At 45.8% G+C, this 17041-nt stretch carries 12 protein-coding genes; 7 read left to right on the top strand and 5 right to left on the bottom strand.

The window, feature by feature from the left end; all coding sequences use genetic code 11:
• Window positions 1–150: 150 nt before the first annotated feature.
• The 3 genes from K4A83_RS08000 to K4A83_RS07990 all read right to left on the bottom strand — a co-directional run bounded on the left by K4A83_RS08000 (window position 151) and on the right by K4A83_RS07990 (window position 3268).
• Window positions 151–651 carry a hypothetical protein gene (locus K4A83_RS08000; RefSeq protein ID WP_265263952.1) on the bottom strand — a complete coding sequence of 167 codons (501 nt, stop codon included), beginning with the start codon at window positions 649–651 and terminating at the stop codon, window positions 151–153.
• A complete protein-coding gene (locus K4A83_RS07995) occupies window positions 564–2573 on the bottom strand; it encodes a GAF domain-containing protein (protein ID WP_265263951.1) in 2010 nt (669 codons plus the stop codon). Before K4A83_RS07995 ends, K4A83_RS08000 begins: the two co-directional genes overlap by 88 nt.
• Window positions 2574–2692: 119 nt before the next feature.
• Window positions 2693–3268: a DUF4126 domain-containing protein gene (locus K4A83_RS07990; RefSeq protein ID WP_265263950.1), complete on the bottom strand. Its 576-nt coding sequence runs from the start codon at window positions 3266–3268 to the stop codon at window positions 2693–2695.
• A 679-nt stretch (window positions 3269–3947) separates the two neighbouring features.
• Between K4A83_RS07990 and K4A83_RS07985 the strand changes: the two genes are divergently transcribed.
• The 4 genes from K4A83_RS07985 (at window position 3948) to K4A83_RS07970 (ending at window position 10265) form a co-directional block, all read left to right on the top strand.
• Window positions 3948–5267, top strand: a complete 1320-nt coding sequence (locus K4A83_RS07985) for a Glu/Leu/Phe/Val family dehydrogenase (protein ID WP_265263949.1) — start codon at window positions 3948–3950, stop codon at window positions 5265–5267.
• Window positions 5268–5929: 662 nt separating this feature from the next.
• Entirely contained in the window at window positions 5930–8473 is a 2544-nt protein-coding gene (locus K4A83_RS07980; RefSeq protein ID WP_265263948.1) for an ATP-binding protein, read from the top strand.
• A gap of 4 nt (window positions 8474–8477) precedes the next feature.
• On the top strand, window positions 8478–9848 hold the full coding sequence (locus K4A83_RS07975) for a hybrid sensor histidine kinase/response regulator (protein WP_265263947.1): 1371 nt from the start codon (window positions 8478–8480) through the stop codon (window positions 9846–9848).
• 15 nt (window positions 9849–9863) lie between these two features.
• Complete coding sequence (locus tag K4A83_RS07970; protein WP_265263946.1) at window positions 9864–10265, top strand: response regulator; 402 nt, start codon at window positions 9864–9866, stop codon at window positions 10263–10265.
• On the opposite strand, the gene K4A83_RS07965 is transcribed toward K4A83_RS07970, so the two are convergent.
• Both K4A83_RS07965 and K4A83_RS07960 read right to left on the bottom strand, forming a co-directional pair.
• Window positions 10235–12265, bottom strand: a complete 2031-nt coding sequence (locus K4A83_RS07965; protein WP_265263945.1) for a diguanylate cyclase — start codon at window positions 12263–12265, stop codon at window positions 10235–10237. The two genes, K4A83_RS07970 and K4A83_RS07965, sit on opposite strands and share 31 nt — an antisense overlap.
• Before the next feature lie 50 nt (window positions 12266–12315).
• Window positions 12316–12591, bottom strand: coding sequence for a DUF7219 family protein (locus K4A83_RS07960; protein WP_265263944.1), 276 nt, complete (start codon window positions 12589–12591; stop codon window positions 12316–12318).
• Window positions 12592–12988: 397 nt separating this feature from the next.
• On the opposite strand from K4A83_RS07960, the gene purC reads away from it, so the two are divergent.
• From purC to lpxC, 3 genes are read left to right on the top strand one after another with little or no spacing between them, the layout of a single operon-like run.
• Window positions 12989–13735 carry a phosphoribosylaminoimidazolesuccinocarboxamide synthase gene (gene purC / locus K4A83_RS07955; protein WP_265263943.1) on the top strand — a complete coding sequence of 249 codons (747 nt, stop codon included), beginning with the start codon at window positions 12989–12991 and terminating at the stop codon, window positions 13733–13735.
• 54 nt (window positions 13736–13789) lie between these two features.
• Window positions 13790–16204, top strand: a complete 2415-nt coding sequence (locus K4A83_RS07950) for a BamA/TamA family outer membrane protein (RefSeq protein WP_407809946.1) — start codon at window positions 13790–13792, stop codon at window positions 16202–16204.
• A complete protein-coding gene (lpxC, locus tag K4A83_RS07945) occupies window positions 16204–17031 on the top strand; it encodes a UDP-3-O-acyl-N-acetylglucosamine deacetylase (protein WP_265263941.1) in 828 nt (275 codons plus the stop codon). The genes K4A83_RS07950 and lpxC overlap by 1 nt, the downstream gene beginning before the upstream one ends.
• Window positions 17032–17041 lie beyond the last annotated feature (10 nt).

The following is a 17041-nucleotide window of genomic DNA, read 5'->3' as shown; positions in this document are numbered from 1 at the left end:
CATTATAACACACTTAATAAAACTGGCAAGGCTCATTAAGTGCTGACGCTTCGCGGGTTACATACTGTTTTTCTTTTCATCCCCGTCCTAAAGTATCGGGGCTTTCAAGAAAACATGATCGGTAAAATGTGAGGTTCTCCCCCGCTAACCCTACGGGTATAACGGGCGACCCCTGCTGACTTTAGGTTGGGTTATGTTGAGGAGAATTCCACTCTTTTCTTGACTCAATAAGAAACCCATTCGCTGCCAGCGTTCTTGATGGTATTGGGGGAGGTTTAATTCAGCCTGAAGTTCTTGTTTTTGCCGAGGTGTCAGGTAGCCTGTCATTTGTTCGGCGATCGCTAAAACCGGATGAGGAGTCCACTGCATTAAGGCTAACAGATCGGTCATAATCGCGATCAAGCGGGGTAAGTCCTGGAATCGCTCCCCCTGCTGTTTATAGCGTGTTATCCCAGTGATGTGATAAAAGGACTCTTGGGGCAGAAATCCGGTTAAAACTTGCCTGAATTGGTGATGACAACACTCCCGGATCAGTTGCTGGTAGTAGGTTAAACTCCAACCTTTTAAAAAGACTTGGATGGCAAATAATAACAGGGGTTGCTCTTCTTGTCGGATCTTATTTTGCAGGAAACGAAACCAGAGATATTCCATTCCCAGACATTCGGGAGGATGAAAAAATTTCCGCAGTTGGGTGAGGTGGTAGGTTTCATCGGCACAAAATAGGGTATATTGTACCCGCTCATCACAGTTGGGGGACAGTTGCGCCATTTTCCCCATATATTCCCGGCCGATTTGTTTAAGACAATAGATTTCTGTGAGTCACAATCACAGAGGGCCCGCAGTTGCTCGTAGCGTAAACTGTGCAGGTGGAAGGGAGAAAACCCCTCATGAATACTCGATCCCACATACACCATGTGATCAATGCCATCACTGACTTGTAAATCGCAGTAGTGGGGGAAAATGTCCTGCATTCGGCTTTGCCATTTGTCCCAAGTTTCCCGTAGGTGGTGGTTGAGTTGATTAATCTGTTGGTCGTAGCGATCGCGGGAGGTATAAATACAATGGTGTTCATTCCCGCAAGCCTCCAGATACTCCCTCACTTGGCGTTCTGTCTTTTCCCCACATTGGCGGAAATAATCAAAATAAACCTCAATATGTTGGCGCAAATACTGTAAGGCCGTGGTTTCATCCTCTACTTGGATTCCCCCTTGAAGCCGTTCCAGATAAGCCAACAAATCCAGCTTTAATTGTTCTAAAAAGGCGATCGCCTTAAACTCCAGTGCCGACTCCACCAACTCCAGCGCCGACTGAAATTGAGCCACTAAATCCTCTTGAATCGCTCGATTGCGTTCCTGAGAAGATCCCCGAATATCCGACATCCCATACAAAGGATACACCTGAGCAAAAACAATCGGTTCTGAAGCCATGCCTAAACTCCGGCGTTCCGCTTCCTGACGAAACCGCCATTCTACCGAAGGATGAACACGAGCCAATTTCTCTCCCGTCGCCTCACGCAGGGCCATCCGCAAGGCAGGAATCAACTCCTCCGCATGACAAGCGTCAATTTGCTCAAAATTATTAGCGCGTTGACTTCCCATCGCCACCACCCCTAATAATTGTCCCGCTTTCCCCTCCTCCATCTCCGACAAGGGTAAACGCAGGGGAATGAGCAACAAGGAACCACATCCCTTGTCTAGTAAATATTCCTCTAATACAGTGGGATGATCTTGCTCCAAATTAGGGACATTCCACACCCGATTCCCTTCTGCTGCGCGCAGAAAATGGGAGCCGGGGAAATCATCCAAACTGTCGAAATCATGGGTATCCAGTTGCTTCCGATTACAGATCAAAAACTGCACTTGTCCCTGTTGTAGACTCAAAATTGCCAAGGTTTCCGCGTGGAAGAGCGATCGCATTTGATCCCCAAAGGCACAAAATGTATCCTGTTCAAACATCGACTCACAGGAGATCAACAAATCCATTAACCGCCTAATCGTTTCCTGACGGGTAATCTCAAACCCTTCCCACAACAATTGTCCCCGCACCCGATAATTAGACCATTGAATCCGTTCTTCTAACAACTGAGACGGCAAAGAAACCTGATTTTCCCAGTCAATTTCCCCAAACTCATCCAACTCCGGATCAATCCGTTCAACCCGTAAATGTTCCGAACGCAACCAAAACTGAATATAGTGCTTTTCCTCCGTCACCTCATTGTAAAACGTCACCACATGAGGCTCATCCGATAATCGCCATTGAGGGGGTTCAATGCCATAAATATCCCGCAAAATTAAGGGGAAAATATGACGACGGTATAATGCTTGTTGGGTTTCTATCTCAAAATCCGCAAACAAATCAAACAGGCAAAAGTCTTGATCTCGAAAATCCCCCCCCTCCTCCGCGATGCCACTCCAATAACAGAATTGATCATTCGCGTAAAGAATCTTAAAATTGTGGGGATCGAGAACCGCTTGTAAAAGCTTGCTTTGTTGTTCCGTCTCAGTTAGCCAATATTCCATAATTGCATCGGGGGATTTCTCTAGCTTAGGGAGAAAATGCTGTATACTCGCCATAATAGTTGATTTTTTGCCTTAAAACAATTAATACACTGACCCAAGTCAGATCATCCATCATCTTGTTATTGCCACAAATTGTAATCTAAATTTCTCCCCACCTTCTGCTATTTGATGAACTAAGGTAACGGTCGCTCTTCTCCCTGACTACGATACCAACGATACCAAGTGCTAGAACTTCGCACACATAACCACAAGAGAAACATAGCAATTAATCCCCCTTGTTGGGGTGCATTCAGCGCAAAAATAACCAAAAAAATCGATAATAAATCCTCTAATAGTGCCACCCACACAGGCAAACCCCGCAGACGGAAAAACCAACCCACTTGGACTAATTTCAACACAAAGGCAAATAATCCGCCCAAAATCCCAATCAACCATAAGATATCAACATCTAAGGGGGTTAACTTCATAACCGTCACCGCCATCAATCCCCCAACAATAGGACTAAATCCCAGTTGAATGAGTTGTAAGACCCGTTGTCCGAGCAGTTTTTTCGACCCGAATAATTCAAATAAAGACCAACTGGTTAAGACCCCAAACACAACCGCCGGGTCAATCGCCGATAAAATGGGCATATTGTCCCAAAGTTCCTCGGTGCGCAATAAACCAATTAGCAGTAAAGGCAGACCAATTCTGAGTCCGGCGGCCGCGGCGGCCGAAAGCGCGGCTAAAACTCCGATAAATATAACCATCGTGCGGATAACCTAATGCAACGGTTAATGCACCCCGATATTCTGAGATAAGATTAAGCATTTCTACTTAGCTTGAATCCAGAAAGCGGTTCAGAAAAAGATGTCACCAACTCGGTTGCTTTTTTCTATTCTCACCTTATTCTTGGGCAAAAGGACTAGGGGACAGAAAAATTTCCGTTCCTTGGCAAATTGTAAATAAATATTAAGATGTAGCCAATTATACTGTTTTATTGTGTTTTACTAAAAAGTAGGCAGCACAACAGATTTTCAGTTCTTTGAGATGCAGATGGGAGGTCGGCAATCACTGCACCCCAACCAATGCACCCGTAGCAGAATTGGGAGAACGAATAATTAATAATTATTAAGTATTCCTGACTCCCCTACAAGCAAACTTTCTCAGCAAGCCCTAGGGATTGCAAGAGATATCCTTGCACTATAGCAACTTGCTGAGGTGAGTGGCGAGGGTGTGTCATGGTGTTTTTTATTACATCATTTAGTCAATAGAAAATAGGTAAGGAATGCTACATTGTAGTTAAGAAAAGACTAAAGAATTCGTAACCTTGATTAGACTGCTTTTAATATTAGGTAATTATCCTAATTGTTGGGGAGAAAATACGTGATATCTATTTGTTACAAAAGTATAGACATTTGATATTGACATTTACAAATAGAGGTAGTTATGACCATTGAATTAGCAACGAATAAACCTATAGTATCCCTCTTGGCAGATGCTAGTAGCCGCTTAGAAGAAGCATTAAAATATGTCACAGTTTCCGAAGATGCACTCTGCCGCTTAAAATCCCCTAAAGCGAGCTTAAGTGTGTCGATTCCGGTACGAATGGATAATGGGTCTTTGCGCGTGTTCCAAGGCTACCGGGTGCGCTATGATGACACTCGCGGCCCCGGTAAGGGGGGAGTGCGTTTCCATCCCAATGTGTCCCTTGATGAAGTGCAATCTTTAGCCTTTTGGATGACCTTTAAGTGCGCATTGTTAAATTTACCTTTTGGGGGGGCTAAGGGAGGGGTGACACTAAATCCCAAGGAGTTATCCCGTCATGAGTTGGAACGTTTGAGTCGGGGATATATTGATGCGATCGCCGATTTTATTGGCCCCGACATTGACATTCTCGCCCCCGACGTTTACACCAACTCCATGATCATGGGGTGGATGATGGATCAATACTCCATTATTAAACGCCAAGTTTGCCCCGCCGTCGTCACCGGAAAACCCCTCATGATGGGAGGCAGTCAGGGCCGAGAAAGTGCCACCGCTTTAGGTGCCTTTTATAGCATTCAAACCATCCTACCTAAATTCGATCAAGTCCCCAGTAATACCACCGTCGCCGTTCAAGGATTTGGCAACGTCGGGGGAATTCTAGCCGAATTATTAGCCAAAGCAGGCTACAAAGTCGTTGCCGTCAGTGACTCCCAAGGGGGAATGTATCGCCAAAAAGGCTTAGATATTCCCACCATTCGCCGCTATAAAGAAGATCATCAAAGTCTCACGAATTTTTATTGTCAAGATACCGTCTGTAGTATCGATGAACACGCCGCCATCACCAACGAGGAACTCTTAACCCTTAATGTTGATGTCTTAATTCCAGCCGCCTTAGAAAACCAAATCACCGCCGCCAACGCCGAGCAAATTCAGGCTAAATATATCTTTGAAGTCGCCAATGGCCCGACGACTTCCGCCGCCGATCAAATTCTGGCACAAAAAGGAATTCAAGTCTTCCCGGATATTTTAGTCAATGCTGGAGGCGTGACGGTGAGTTACTTCGAGTGGGTGCAAAACCGCAGTGGCTTATATTGGTCAGCGACGGAAGTTCAAGAACGTCTGAAAGAAAAAATGATCGAAGAAACCGAAGCCACTTGGCAAATTTGCCAAGAATTAGGGACTTCTATGCGCACCGCTGCCTATGTTCACGCCATTAACCGCTTAGGAGAAGCCTTAGATGCCAAAGGGACACGGGATTATTATGTCAATGGCAAACATTAATCACTAATTTTTCTCAAGATTAATCCCTATAGAAACCCAGTTTCTCTCCTCATACTAGGAGATAGGGAAATTGGGTTTCTGCCTAGAATCCCTTAGATTCCTTTGTTCAAGAAGTTGTACAAATCCGCCATAGCCAATCATCAATATTCTTTGAATTTATTTTATTAATTTTTGTTTCAAATTATAAATATTTAGTAACATATCAGTTGACAACTATCTCAGTTTAATACTAGGATCGGGTGTTGTCCTCCGGAAAGAATTTGGGATTAACCCCAAGATAGAATCAAGAAAAGATTAATTTAAAAATGTGGCACAGAAAAAGGTGATACAATAAGCTGATATTCTCAGTTTATTTGTCCCTAATTTGTCCCTAAGTTTTACGACAGTCTGGAGCAGCTGACTTCCGGGGAGCTTTTTTGCATTAATCTGAAGTAAATCTCAAGGGTTTTCTCTGAAAAGATGAAATTAAAGATAGATTCCAAATGTTGATCTATTAGCGCATCAAGCTTTGTTATTTTCATCCTTTAAGGACATTTTTGTGAGCGATAACTTCAGTTTTTTAGAGATCAACTGGCTATTATTGTTAGAATCAAAGGCAACCAATTTTACTCAGGGGCATCTAGGTTTAGTTAGTCTTAATTCGTTCAAAAATAAGTTAAGTGATGAACAACAAAACTTTTCGCCCAAGTTTTAAATCCATTTTCCCCAAGCCTTATTTACTGCCTATTTTATTTCTGTTGACCTTGGCAGCATACTTAGGCAATGATTTATTAAAAATTAACTTATTTTTAAGCATTGATTTTCTTTTCGGAAGTGTTGCCGTTTGGCTGATTATTTGGCTGTTTGGATTACCCATTGGGGGAGTGGTTGGCTTTCTTGTGAGTCTCAAAACATGGGTCGCGTGGGGTCATCCCTACGCGGTGATTATTTTCACGTTAGAAACGGTGATAGTGGGTTACTTTTGGCAGCGCAATAAACAGAACCTACTCACATTAACGGGTTTGTACTGGCTGTTGATCGGGATGCCCTTAGTGTGGTTATTTTACCGCATTGTAATGGGTCTGGGGACGATTTCCGCTTTGATGATTTTGTTCAAACAACCGCTTAATGGGATATTTAATGCTTTAGTTGCCATTTTTATTATTAATGCCATTGAAGCACTGGATAAGAAAAAGATTGTCTCTTCGGGCAGATATGACTTATCGTTCCAGAACGTCCTGTTTAATTTGTTATTCGCGTTTGTGGTTGTTCCCGCCTTACTGTTAATCACTTGGACAGCCGATAATACTTACCAATCTATGCAGGAAAATGTTCAAGATCGAATTGATACCCAAAAGGTCGTGATCTCGAACTTGATTTTTGATTGGTATGAGACAAAATCAGAAATTTTAGGGGTTGTGTTAAACAATGCTGAAAATGGGGCAAGTTCTGATCTCACTAGCCCTTATTATGCCGACTTTAAAGCCATTGAAGTGGTCAATAATGGGGAAGGAGCTTTAAATTGTGCCACGTTACCCAATATTCGATTTAACCCAGATACTTTGGAATTGTTCATCAAGGTAGCTCATCAGGGATCAGCCGCGAATTCCTGTGTAGTAGGGATTGTTGACCAAGAAACCCTAGGGGAACAACTGAATAGTGTCTTAGCGAGTGATGTGATTCAGTTTATTTTGCGTAAACCGACGGGAGAAGTGATTGCTTCTTACCCCGAAGATGAGACATTAGTGGCACTAGATGAGGGGGAAATTATTAGCTTAGAGTCTGGACTCTCCCAGTGGTTAACAAAACAACAGTTACCCATTATGGCGCGGAATGCTCAGTCCTTTTATTTCAAACGAATGCAAATCCGGGAAGATATTCCTTGGACGTTGTTTACCTTTGTCCCAGCGCGCAGTTATATTGATGGGTTGCAATACCAGTATCTGGTAAGTTTGGGCGTGTTGTTGGGCATTTTTGCGATCGCCCTACTCATGTCCGCCCTCGTCAGTCGCACCCTAGTTAAGCCCCTCAGCCATCTCGCCACCGAAACATCTAACCTCCCCGACAAACTCGCCTCGAATCAAGGTTTCAGCTTACCTCAAAGTCCTGTAGTGGAAATTGCCTCCTTGGGGACAAACTTCCAAGACATGGCCGATAAACTCGCCCAACAGTTTCAAGATTTGCGACAAGTCAACCAACAACTAGGCGAACAAAAAGAAGAACTGAGTATTACCTTAACCAACCTGCAAAACACGCAAGCCCAACTGGTTCAATCAGAAAAAATGGCCGCATTGGGTCAATTAGTCGCTGGGATTGCCCATGAGATTAATACCCCCCTTGGTGCCATTCGTTCCTCCATTGAAAACATTGATGATTTCCTCAAAACTCACCTACTAGACATTCCCCAATTTTTCCAAAACTTGAGTCCAGATCATCAAAAACAGTTTTTACAACTCCTCGAACAAACCACTCAACAACCTCTTGCCATCACCAGTAAAGAAAAACGCCAAATCCGACGTAAACTGATGGCACAACTGGACGAGCATAATATTCCCAACAGTGATAGTATTTCTGACACTTTAGTAGATATTGGGATTTACGAAAATATCGACCCCTTCATTGAGATGTTGAAAGATCCCCAACAGGATCATCTCCTGCAAATGTCCTATCAATTTTCGAGCTTACAACGCAGCACCCAAACCATTGTCACGGCAACCGAACGGGCGGCTAAAATCGTTTTTGCTCTCAAAACCTATGCCCGCCATGACTATAAAGGGGAACTGCTAAAAGCCAATATTATTGATGGTTTAGATACCGTCCTCACCCTTTATCACAATCAGTTAAAACATGGGGTGGAAGTCGTGCAGAAATACGAACAAGTTCCCGAGATTCTCTGTTATCCCGACGAATTGAATCAAGTCTGGACTAACCTGATTCACAATGCCCTGCAAGCGATGGGGTATAAGGGAATCCTGACCCTAGAGGTAGGAGTGCGCGATCGCCATATTCAAGTCAACATTACCGACAACGGCCAAGGCATCCCCCCAGAAATCCAAGAGAAAATCTTCCAGCCCTTTTTCACCACCAAATCCTCCGGAGAAGGCAGTGGATTAGGCTTAGACATTGTTAAAAAGATCATAGACAAACACCAAGGAATGATTAAAGTCACCTCAGTTCCGGGAAACACCACATTTCAAGTGATGATTCCCCTTGAGCCAGGAGAATAATCCTATGCCTAAACCTGTAATCCTCTGTATTGATGATGATCACACTATTGTAGATAGTTTAAGGATTCAACTCAAGAAGTCACTCAATCAGGATTACTTCATTGAAACGGCTGAATCCGGGACAGAAGCCCTTGAAGTAGTCACAGAACTACTAGAGGATAAACATACCATTCCTCTCGTGATTTGTGACTACACCATGCCCGATATTACCGGGGATAAACTCCTCCATAAAATCCATGATTTATCCCCCCGCACCCGCAAAATTATGTTAACAGGTCAAGCAAATCTAGAAGGAGTTGCCTATGCCATTCAGTATGCCAATTTATATCGCTATATGTCCAAACCGTGGGAAACCGCCGACCTAATTCTCACCGTACAAGAAGCCCTTAGTCGATACTGGCAAGATGAAAAGCTGATTCAGCAAAACCAGCAACTGACCAAAATGAATCAAACCTTAGAAAAACTGAACGGCGAACAAGCTTATTTAATTGAAAAACTACAAGAAAAAGAGAAAATTTTAACCACCACCCAAGTCCAACTCATTCAACAGGAAAAAATGTCCAGTCTGGGGCAATTAGTCGCCGGAGTTGCCCATGAAATTAATAATCCCATTTCCAGTATTACTGGCAATTTATTTTATATCAAAAACTATTGTTCTGATTTACTAGCTCTCTTTCAACTTTATCAAAAAAATTACCCAGACCCCATTTCTGAAATTCGGGATTATATTGAAGAAATTGACTTAGATTATATTAGTGAAGATTTACCAGAACTGATTCACTCCATGCAGCAAGGAGCGAAACTGCTCGAACATATTAGTTCTTCTATGCGCATTTTTTCCCGTTCAGATTATAAACAGCAAAAAGTAAAATTTGATGTTAATAAAGGGCTAGATAGTACGCTTTCTATCCTAAAGAATAGAATTAAAGGCACTCCAAAACGTCCAGAAATTTTGATTACTCAAAATCTTTGCGAGAACGCTAGTATTAGTTGCTTTCCCAGTCAAATTAATCAAGTCTTTATGAACTTACTCGCCAACGCGATTGATGCCTTTGACGAACGCAATCAGAACAAAACATCCGGGGAATACACTGCTAGTCAGGACGAAATCCTGATCAGCACAGCTTTACATCCTGACACCAGCCTACTGGAGATCCGGATTAAGGACAATGCGGGGGGAATGTCCGAGGAAGTGCAGCAAAAAGCGTTAGAATATTTATTCACCACCAAGCCTTTAGGGAAAGGGACAGGGATTGGTTTGTCCATCGTCAAACAAATTATTGAGGACAATCATCACGGACACCTGAGTTTTGTTTCCAACCTAGGGGAGGGTACGGAGTTTATTATTACCTTGCCGATTCACGCTGATTCCTAGGGAGTGTTCCTGCTCATGACTAAACCGATTATTCTATGTGTTGATGACGAAGCTGTTGTTTTAAACAGTTTAAAAATCCAACTCAAAAGTGCTTTTCAAGATCGTTACCTATACGAAATGGCGGAGAGTGCGAACGAAGCCTTAGAAATCATAGAAGAATATCGTAGTGACGGAGTAGATGTTATTGTAATTGTTTCTGATTGGCTAATGCCCGGGATTAAAGGGGATGAATTCTTGATTCAAGTTCATGAAAAGTATCCCAAAGTCGTTAAAATTTTACTCACAGGGCAAGCCGATCAAAGTGCCATTGAACGGGCCTGTGAACAAGCAGAATTACACTCCTACCTTGCGAAACCCTGGAATAGTGAGGATCTGATTACGGCCATTCAATCTGGACTCTCCACTCGCGATAATTGAACCACACAATTCCGCCCTGAGTTTTTGGCTTCATACAAAGCCAGATCCGCTCCTTTAAAGAGTTTGCGAATATCTAAATCGTGAGGAGAAGTCGTAGCCACTCCAATACTCACCGTAATCTGGATAGAATTACAATGTACTGAAATTTTTTCTTGGGCAATGATCTCACAAATATTTTTAGCCCGATAGGTCGCCTCTTGTAGTCTAGTGTGTGGCAGTAAAAGGGCAAATTCTTCCCCCCCTAATCTGCCTAAAAGATCATAAGGTGTGGCTTGAGATTTGAGCAACTCAGCCACAGATTGTAAGACTAAATCGCCGACATCATGACCAAAAGTGTCATTGACTTTTTTGAAAAAGTCAATATCTATTACGAGGAGAGAGACATCATCAACGGCATTATTCAGTTCTTCTCTACCCCGTTGGAAAAAATAGCGACGGTTATAAAGTCCAGTCAGTTCATCTGTCATGGCGAGTCGCGATAATTGTTCCTCTAGTTGCTTGCGTTGGGTAATATCAATTAAGGTAATAAAAAGGCAAAGATTGCCATCAAAATTGATTAAAGTGCCTGATATATTTGCCCAAAAAAATTTTCTTTTTGAGTCGAATAGCTTTGTTTCAAAATCTTGTATAAATCCCTGCTTTTTTAAACTTTTAAGGATGCAATTTCGGTCTTCAGGGTAGACATAGAAATTTTGTGTTAAATGACCAATAGCTCGATTAGGTTTGACTTTAAAAGTTTGAGCAGCTTTAGGATTAATATAACAAATTTTCCCGGTTTCAAACTCAGAAATCACAATGGGGAAAGGAGAACTTTCAACCAAGAAACGATATCTTTTTTCTAAAGCGCGTAAACTACGCTCCGTTTCCATTCGTTCGTTTACTTCCTGTCGAATGCGATTGTTGAGTTGATAGAAGCGTAGGGCAATCCAAGAAACAAAACCTAAAATGCTCAAAATAGTAATGAAAACTAAATAAACCCAGGTGAGATTCGGTTGAGGATAGCGTTCATAGATAAATCCGGCGAGTGAGCTATAGCCCTTGCCAAATCCGAGATCATGATAAACTTTCAGGATATAGTGCCAGCGTCCGGGGTTCATATAGCCAATTTCTACGACATCGGAGAGGATAAGGCGCTTACTTGCTTCAGCTTCATACCTCAAATGCGCTCGACTGTGGCGGGGACTATATTCTGTATAGATTAACTCAATAATTTCCTCGGGGTGTTCGAGGGCATATTCCCAGCCTTTTAAAGAAGCATTCAGGAAGGCTTTCACGCGCTGGGGATAGCGTTTAATTTGGGCTTCCGTGGTAAATAAGGTATCACCATAAAAGTCAATTCCTCCCACCCGAGGATTAAAGATAATGTGGGGGATATTTACTTGGTTTAAAAAAAAAGGTTCATCAGTAGACGACCCGGACATAGCATCGACGCGCCTGTTAATTAAGGAAAGGGGGGTGAAACTATGGGGAACTTGAATGAGTTGGTCTAGTGCAATCCCTTCAGATTTTAAATAGGCGATGAGTTCGGCGGCATGATCCTCAATCATGACTCGTTTTTCGACGAGATCATGAATATGATCTAAGTTGGGTTGACGACGGGCAATGATTACGGAGGGGGAATGTTGGTAAATGGCGGCGAGGGCGACAACGGGATGGCCTTGATTGCGTAGGAGGACTAAATCAGAGCCAGCTACGCCGAATTCTGCCTCTCCTTTTAGGACGGCTTCGACGGGGGAGCCATTCTCCGGGATTTCTCGCATCTGGACATCTAGCCCCGCTTGTTCATAATAGCCTTGGGCTTTGGCGGCGTAGTAGCCCGCAAACTGGAACTGATGCCGCCATTTGAGTTGGAGGGTGACGGTTTCTAGGGGGGAAGGGGAGGGGCTTTTGGCGAGGGTAGGCTGAGGACTCCAAGGCAAGGAGAGAGGCAGAGACAAGGTAGCTGCTACCCCAAAGGCGATCGCACAGGATAAAAACAGAACAAAGCAATATTTCAGCACGTTGACACTCCCACCGTTAAGCTTCCATCACAGTCAGCGTTGGGAGGAGGTCAGGAATTATCACCAATCCCTAACTCCCGTTTACTTTGCCGCAGTTCCTTCCATAAATCCTTAATCCGTTGATAGGCTTCCTCGGTCGAAATCTTACCCGCCGTTTCCAGATTGCAAATAAAATTCACCCGTTGGGCAAACTCCTGCAAATTCGCATTAAACACTAACCGTTCCGGTGTAAACTTGCCATGATAAGAACTCCGAGGATATAAAAACTGCTCTTTATTCGTAGGTTGATCAGGATTTGAGGGATTAGGAGGATGGGAATTAGACATTGCGCTACCACTTATAGACCATTGGGGAACATTCAGCACTACTTAGGGCTTGCTGAATAACTCGGGAGTCGGGAATCCGGGGATTTGCGGGAGTCGGGAGTCGGGCATCGGGGAATCAAGAATTATTCCCTATTACCTATTCCCTATTCCCTATTCCCTTGTTGAGTCTAGCGTTGGGCTTATTCAGCAGACCCTACTTACTCATTGTATCGACAAACTTCCAGTTGATTCTGTTTCCCGGTTGTGGGAGAAGTCCCCTCTGTCTTGACACGATCTTCCGATAAATCTATGTTTAGAGGGGATTCAATTCGGGGAATCCACCGAACCCAGTTGCTACCCAGCAAAAACCGAAGTTCCCTAACCCAGATTCCCCATCTGCCATGAGCGAGGAGAAACTATGTCTCAAGCCCCTAAAGAACAACTGTATGAAGGGAAAGCCAAAATCCTCTATCCCACCGACGACCCCAATATCCTTATCTCCTACTTCAAAGATGATGCCACCGCCTTTAACGCCCAAAAACGGGGGCAAATCCTCGGCAAAGGAGAAATCAACTGCACCGTATCCGCCGCCCTCTTCCAATACCTAGAAAGCAAAGGGATTGCCACCCACTACATCGACCAGCCCACCCCCAATCAGATGCGCGTGCGGGCGGTTAAAATTCTCCCCCTTGAAGTAGTCGTCCGCAACATCGCCGCCGGGAGTTTGTGTAAACAAACCGGACTCCCCCTCGGCAAGATTCTCCCCACCCCCTTGGTGGAATTTTATTATAAGAAAGATGAACTCGGGGACCCTCTACTCACCCTAGAACGTCTGCAAGTGATGGAACTGGCTACACCCGAACAGGTGGAACAATTGATTGACAAAGCGTTACAAGTCAATGAACACTTAACTCAGTTCTTTAAGGGTTGTCGAATTCAGCTAGTTGACTTCAAACTAGAGTTTGGACTCGATTCTACCGATCAATTGTTGCTGGCCGATGAAATCAGCCCAGATACTTGTCGTTTATGGGATCAACAAGAAACCGACCCCAATAAACGGGTGATGGATAAAGATCGATTCCGTCACGATCTCGGGCAAGTGGAAGCGGCCTATCAACAAATTCAGGAACGGGTGCTAGCGGCCGTTCAAGCCAATTGTCCGTAAATCTTGCAAAATCACGTTAGTTGGTGTGTGGAAGTGCTGAAAACATTTAAAAATATGCGCTTATCTCCTCTTTTAGTTGTTTTTCTAACAACGTCAGCCCCCTTGGGTTTAGCGCGTACTGCTTTGGGGGAAGTAGCCACTTGGACCGAGGGGAATCCAGATTCCCTGACCCAAGCCGATAGTCCCTCAATGGTTGCCCTAGAGTCCTTGGATTGGTCATCCCTCGTTTCCGTGGCTTCGCCCCTCACCGATGTCAATGGGGCCCCTCTGAGTGAAACCCCAAACTGGGGGAATCCAGAGCAGTCTGTGGGCATCTGGGATGAGCTTCTATCTCATCAGTTGCTCTCTCAGGAGTCCCCCGAGGAAACCCCCCTCTCGGTTGCTGCCGCCACCCTACCGATTCCGGCTTCCCTCGCCAACAACCGCGCCCCCCAGGGTTTGGAACAAGACAACGGGGAGCTAGCCCAAACGGAAGTCAGTGAGCAACCGGGGGAACCCCAGAGTTCCGAGACCAGGGTACAGGGGGAGATGTCCCCCACCGAGGACCGTGGGGAAACCATCATAGCCGGGGAGATGATGATTCCCCCCGCCGCCGTGACAGCACCCACCGCCTTGGACTTAGCCCAATTACCCCCTTCTCCCCTCGACCAACCACCTCCAGCCGCCCCCCCGGCTGAAGGAGAACCGAGGGTATTAGTGGCGGAGGTGGTAGTCGCGGGGGATAACCTGACCCCTGAACTGGAAGATGTGGTGTATAACGCCATTCGCACCCAGCCCGGTCGAACTACGACCCGTTCTCAACTGCAAGAAGATGTGAACGCGGTCTTTGCCACGGGGTTTTTCGCCAATGTGACTCAGGTTCCTGAAGATACGCCCCTAGGGGTACGGATTACCTTTCAGGTGGACGTGAACCCAGTCTTGCGGCAAGTGGTGTTACAAACCCTACCAGAAGGGGCCCAACAGCGAGCGGTTCCCCCAGAGGTGGTTGATGAGATTTTTGGCGGTCAGTATGGGGAGACTCTCAATCTGCGCACCTTGCAAGAAAATGTGATGGCACTGAATCAGTGGTATCAAAGCAATGGTTATGATTTGGCCCAAGTGTTGGGCAGTCCCCAAGTGTCTCGTGATGGGGTGGTGACATTGCAGGTGGCTGAAGGGCTGATTGAAGATGTACAAGTTCGGTTTTTGAACGAGGAAGGGGAAGAGGTGAGCGGCCGGACTCGTCCCTTTATTGTCACCCGAGAAATGCAGATGGCCGCTGGGGGGATCTTCCAGCGTGATATGGCTCAGGCGGATTTACAACGGGTGTTTGGCTTGGGCTTATTCCAAGATGCGCGCTTGAATTTTGAGCCGGGGACTGATCCGAGTCAGGTGATTGTCAATGTGGAAGTGCAAGAAGGTAATACCGGATCTGTGGCGGCTGGGGTGGGGATTAGTTCCGCCAGTGGCTTCTTCGGGACGGGGAGTTATCAACAGCGCAATGTGGGGGGCAATAATCAAGATTTAACGGCGGAGTTGCAAATTGGGACGCGGGAGTTCTTGTTTGATGTGGCTTTTACGGATCCGTGGATTGCGGGGGATCCTTATCGCACGTCTTACACGGTGAATGCGTTCCGTCGGCGGACGATTTCCTTGATTTTTGATGGGGGAGATCCCGAAATTCGTTTACCGAACAATGACCGCCCTCGGGTGGTACGGACGGGGGGCGGGGTGAATTTTGTTCGTCCTTTGGCTCCGGATCCTTTTACTCGGGCGGACTGGACGCTTTCGGCGGGTTTCCAATATCAGGCGGTTTCTATCCAAGATGGCAATGCGGATATCAGTCCGGTGGATAGTTTGGGTAATTTGTTGTCCTTCTCGCCGAGTGGTCGGGATACGATTGTGGCGTTGCAGTTGGGGGCAATTTATGACCGCCGGAATAATCCCTTACAGCCGACTTCGGGGAGTTTGATTCGTTTAGGGATGGATCAAACGATTCCTATTGGGTCGGGTCAGATTTTCTTTAATCGTTTACGAGGAAGTTATAGCCGCTATATCCCGGTGGATTGGTTTAATTTAAGCCGAGATCCTGATGCACCCCAAACGTTGGCTTTTAATATCCAAGCGGGAACGGTTTTAGGGGATTTACCGCCCTATGAGGCCTTTAGTATTGGGGGGGCGAATTCGGTCCGGGGTTATGAAGAGGGCAATGTGGGCAGTGGTCGCTCTTATTTGCAGTTGACGGCGGAGTATCGTTTCCCCATTTTGTCGTTTATTGGGGGGACGTTGTTTGTGGACTATGGGACGGATTTGGGCAGTGGGTCGTCTGTTCCGGGGAATCCGGCACGGGTGCGCAATAAGCCGGGGAGTGGTTTGGGGTATGGGGTCGGGGTGCGGATTCAATCGCCTCTGGGTCCGATTCGGGTGGATTATGGGTTTAATGATCAGGGGGATAGTCGTTTGCATTTCGGTATTGGGGAACGGTTCTAATGGTTCAAAGGACGATTCGAGAGGCTTTCTCCTGTGGGGGGGTGGGTCTGCACAGTGGTCAAAGGATTGGGGTGCGGGTCTGTCCGGCTCAAAGGGGGGGGCGGTATTTTGTGCGGGTGGATCTGCCGGAACAGCCTGTGATTCGGGCTACGGTGGGGGCAGTGTGTCAAACGAGTCTCTCGACGGAGTTGGGTCAAGGGATGGCGAAGGTGCGGACGGTGGAGCATCTCTTGGCGGCTTTGGCGGGCTGTGGGGTGGATCACGCACGGATTGAGATCGATGGGGGGGAGGTGCCGTTATTGGATGGGTCGGCGGGGGAGTGGGTCAAGGCGATCGCACAAGTGGGATTACAGGAGTTACCGGAAGCGGAAACCCCCAGCCCCCTAGTGGTGAAGCAACCCATTACGGTACAAGAAGGGGAGGCCTTTGTCACGGCACTCCCGGCCCCCCGTTTGCGCTTGACCTATGGGATTGATTTCACCTACTCGGCCATTGGCAATCAATGGTATAGCTGGAGTCCGGAGCAAGAACGGTTTGAGGAGGCGATCGCACCGGCCCGGACTTTTGGCTTTGCCGATCAGGTGGAACAATTGCGCCAAGCCGGATTAATCAAAGGGGGTACTTTAGAAAATGCCCTCGTTTGTGACGAAACAGGCTGGTTAAATCCCCCCTTACGATTTGCAAATGAACCCGCACGTCATAAACTTTTAGATTTAGTGGGAGACTTAAGTTTATTGGGCTTATTTCCCCAAGCTCATATTTTGGCTTATAAGGCAAGTCATAAATTGCATATTCAACTGGCTCAAGCCCTCCTCGCCGAGGGCTGAAGGCTTTACC

Origin of the sequence: Spirulina subsalsa FACHB-351, from assembly GCF_026130165.1 — a bacterium.
GTDB lineage: Bacteria > Cyanobacteriota > Cyanobacteriia > Cyanobacteriales > Spirulinaceae > Spirulina_A > Spirulina_A subsalsa_A.
Note: the sequence above shows the minus strand (reverse complement) of the source record. Positions and strands in the feature narration are given on the sequence as shown.

Bases quoted from the DNA above. Each gene is read 5' to 3' on its own strand.
- K4A83_RS07960 (WP_265263944.1), bottom strand. From the start codon at position 12,591: ATGTCTAATTCCCATCCTCCTAATCCCTCAAATCCTGATCAACCTACG.
- K4A83_RS07950 (WP_407809946.1), top strand. From the start codon at position 13,790: ATGCGCTTATCTCCTCTTTTAGTTGTTTTTCTAACAACGTCAGCCCCC.
- K4A83_RS07970 (WP_265263946.1), top strand. From the start codon at position 9,864: ATGACTAAACCGATTATTCTATGTGTTGATGACGAAGCTGTTGTTTTA.
- K4A83_RS07980 (WP_265263948.1), top strand. From the start codon at position 5,930: ATGAACAACAAAACTTTTCGCCCAAGTTTTAAATCCATTTTCCCCAAG.
- lpxC (WP_265263941.1), top strand. From the start codon at position 16,204: ATGGTTCAAAGGACGATTCGAGAGGCTTTCTCCTGTGGGGGGGTGGGT.
- K4A83_RS08000 (WP_265263952.1), bottom strand. From the start codon at position 651: ATGGAATATCTCTGGTTTCGTTTCCTGCAAAATAAGATCCGACAAGAA.
- K4A83_RS07985 (WP_265263949.1), top strand. From the start codon at position 3,948: ATGACCATTGAATTAGCAACGAATAAACCTATAGTATCCCTCTTGGCA.
- purC (WP_265263943.1), top strand. From the start codon at position 12,989: ATGTCTCAAGCCCCTAAAGAACAACTGTATGAAGGGAAAGCCAAAATC.
- K4A83_RS07990 (WP_265263950.1), bottom strand. From the start codon at position 3,268: ATGGTTATATTTATCGGAGTTTTAGCCGCGCTTTCGGCCGCCGCGGCC.
- K4A83_RS07995 (WP_265263951.1), bottom strand. From the start codon at position 2,573: ATGGCGAGTATACAGCATTTTCTCCCTAAGCTAGAGAAATCCCCCGAT.
- K4A83_RS07975 (WP_265263947.1), top strand. From the start codon at position 8,478: ATGCCTAAACCTGTAATCCTCTGTATTGATGATGATCACACTATTGTA.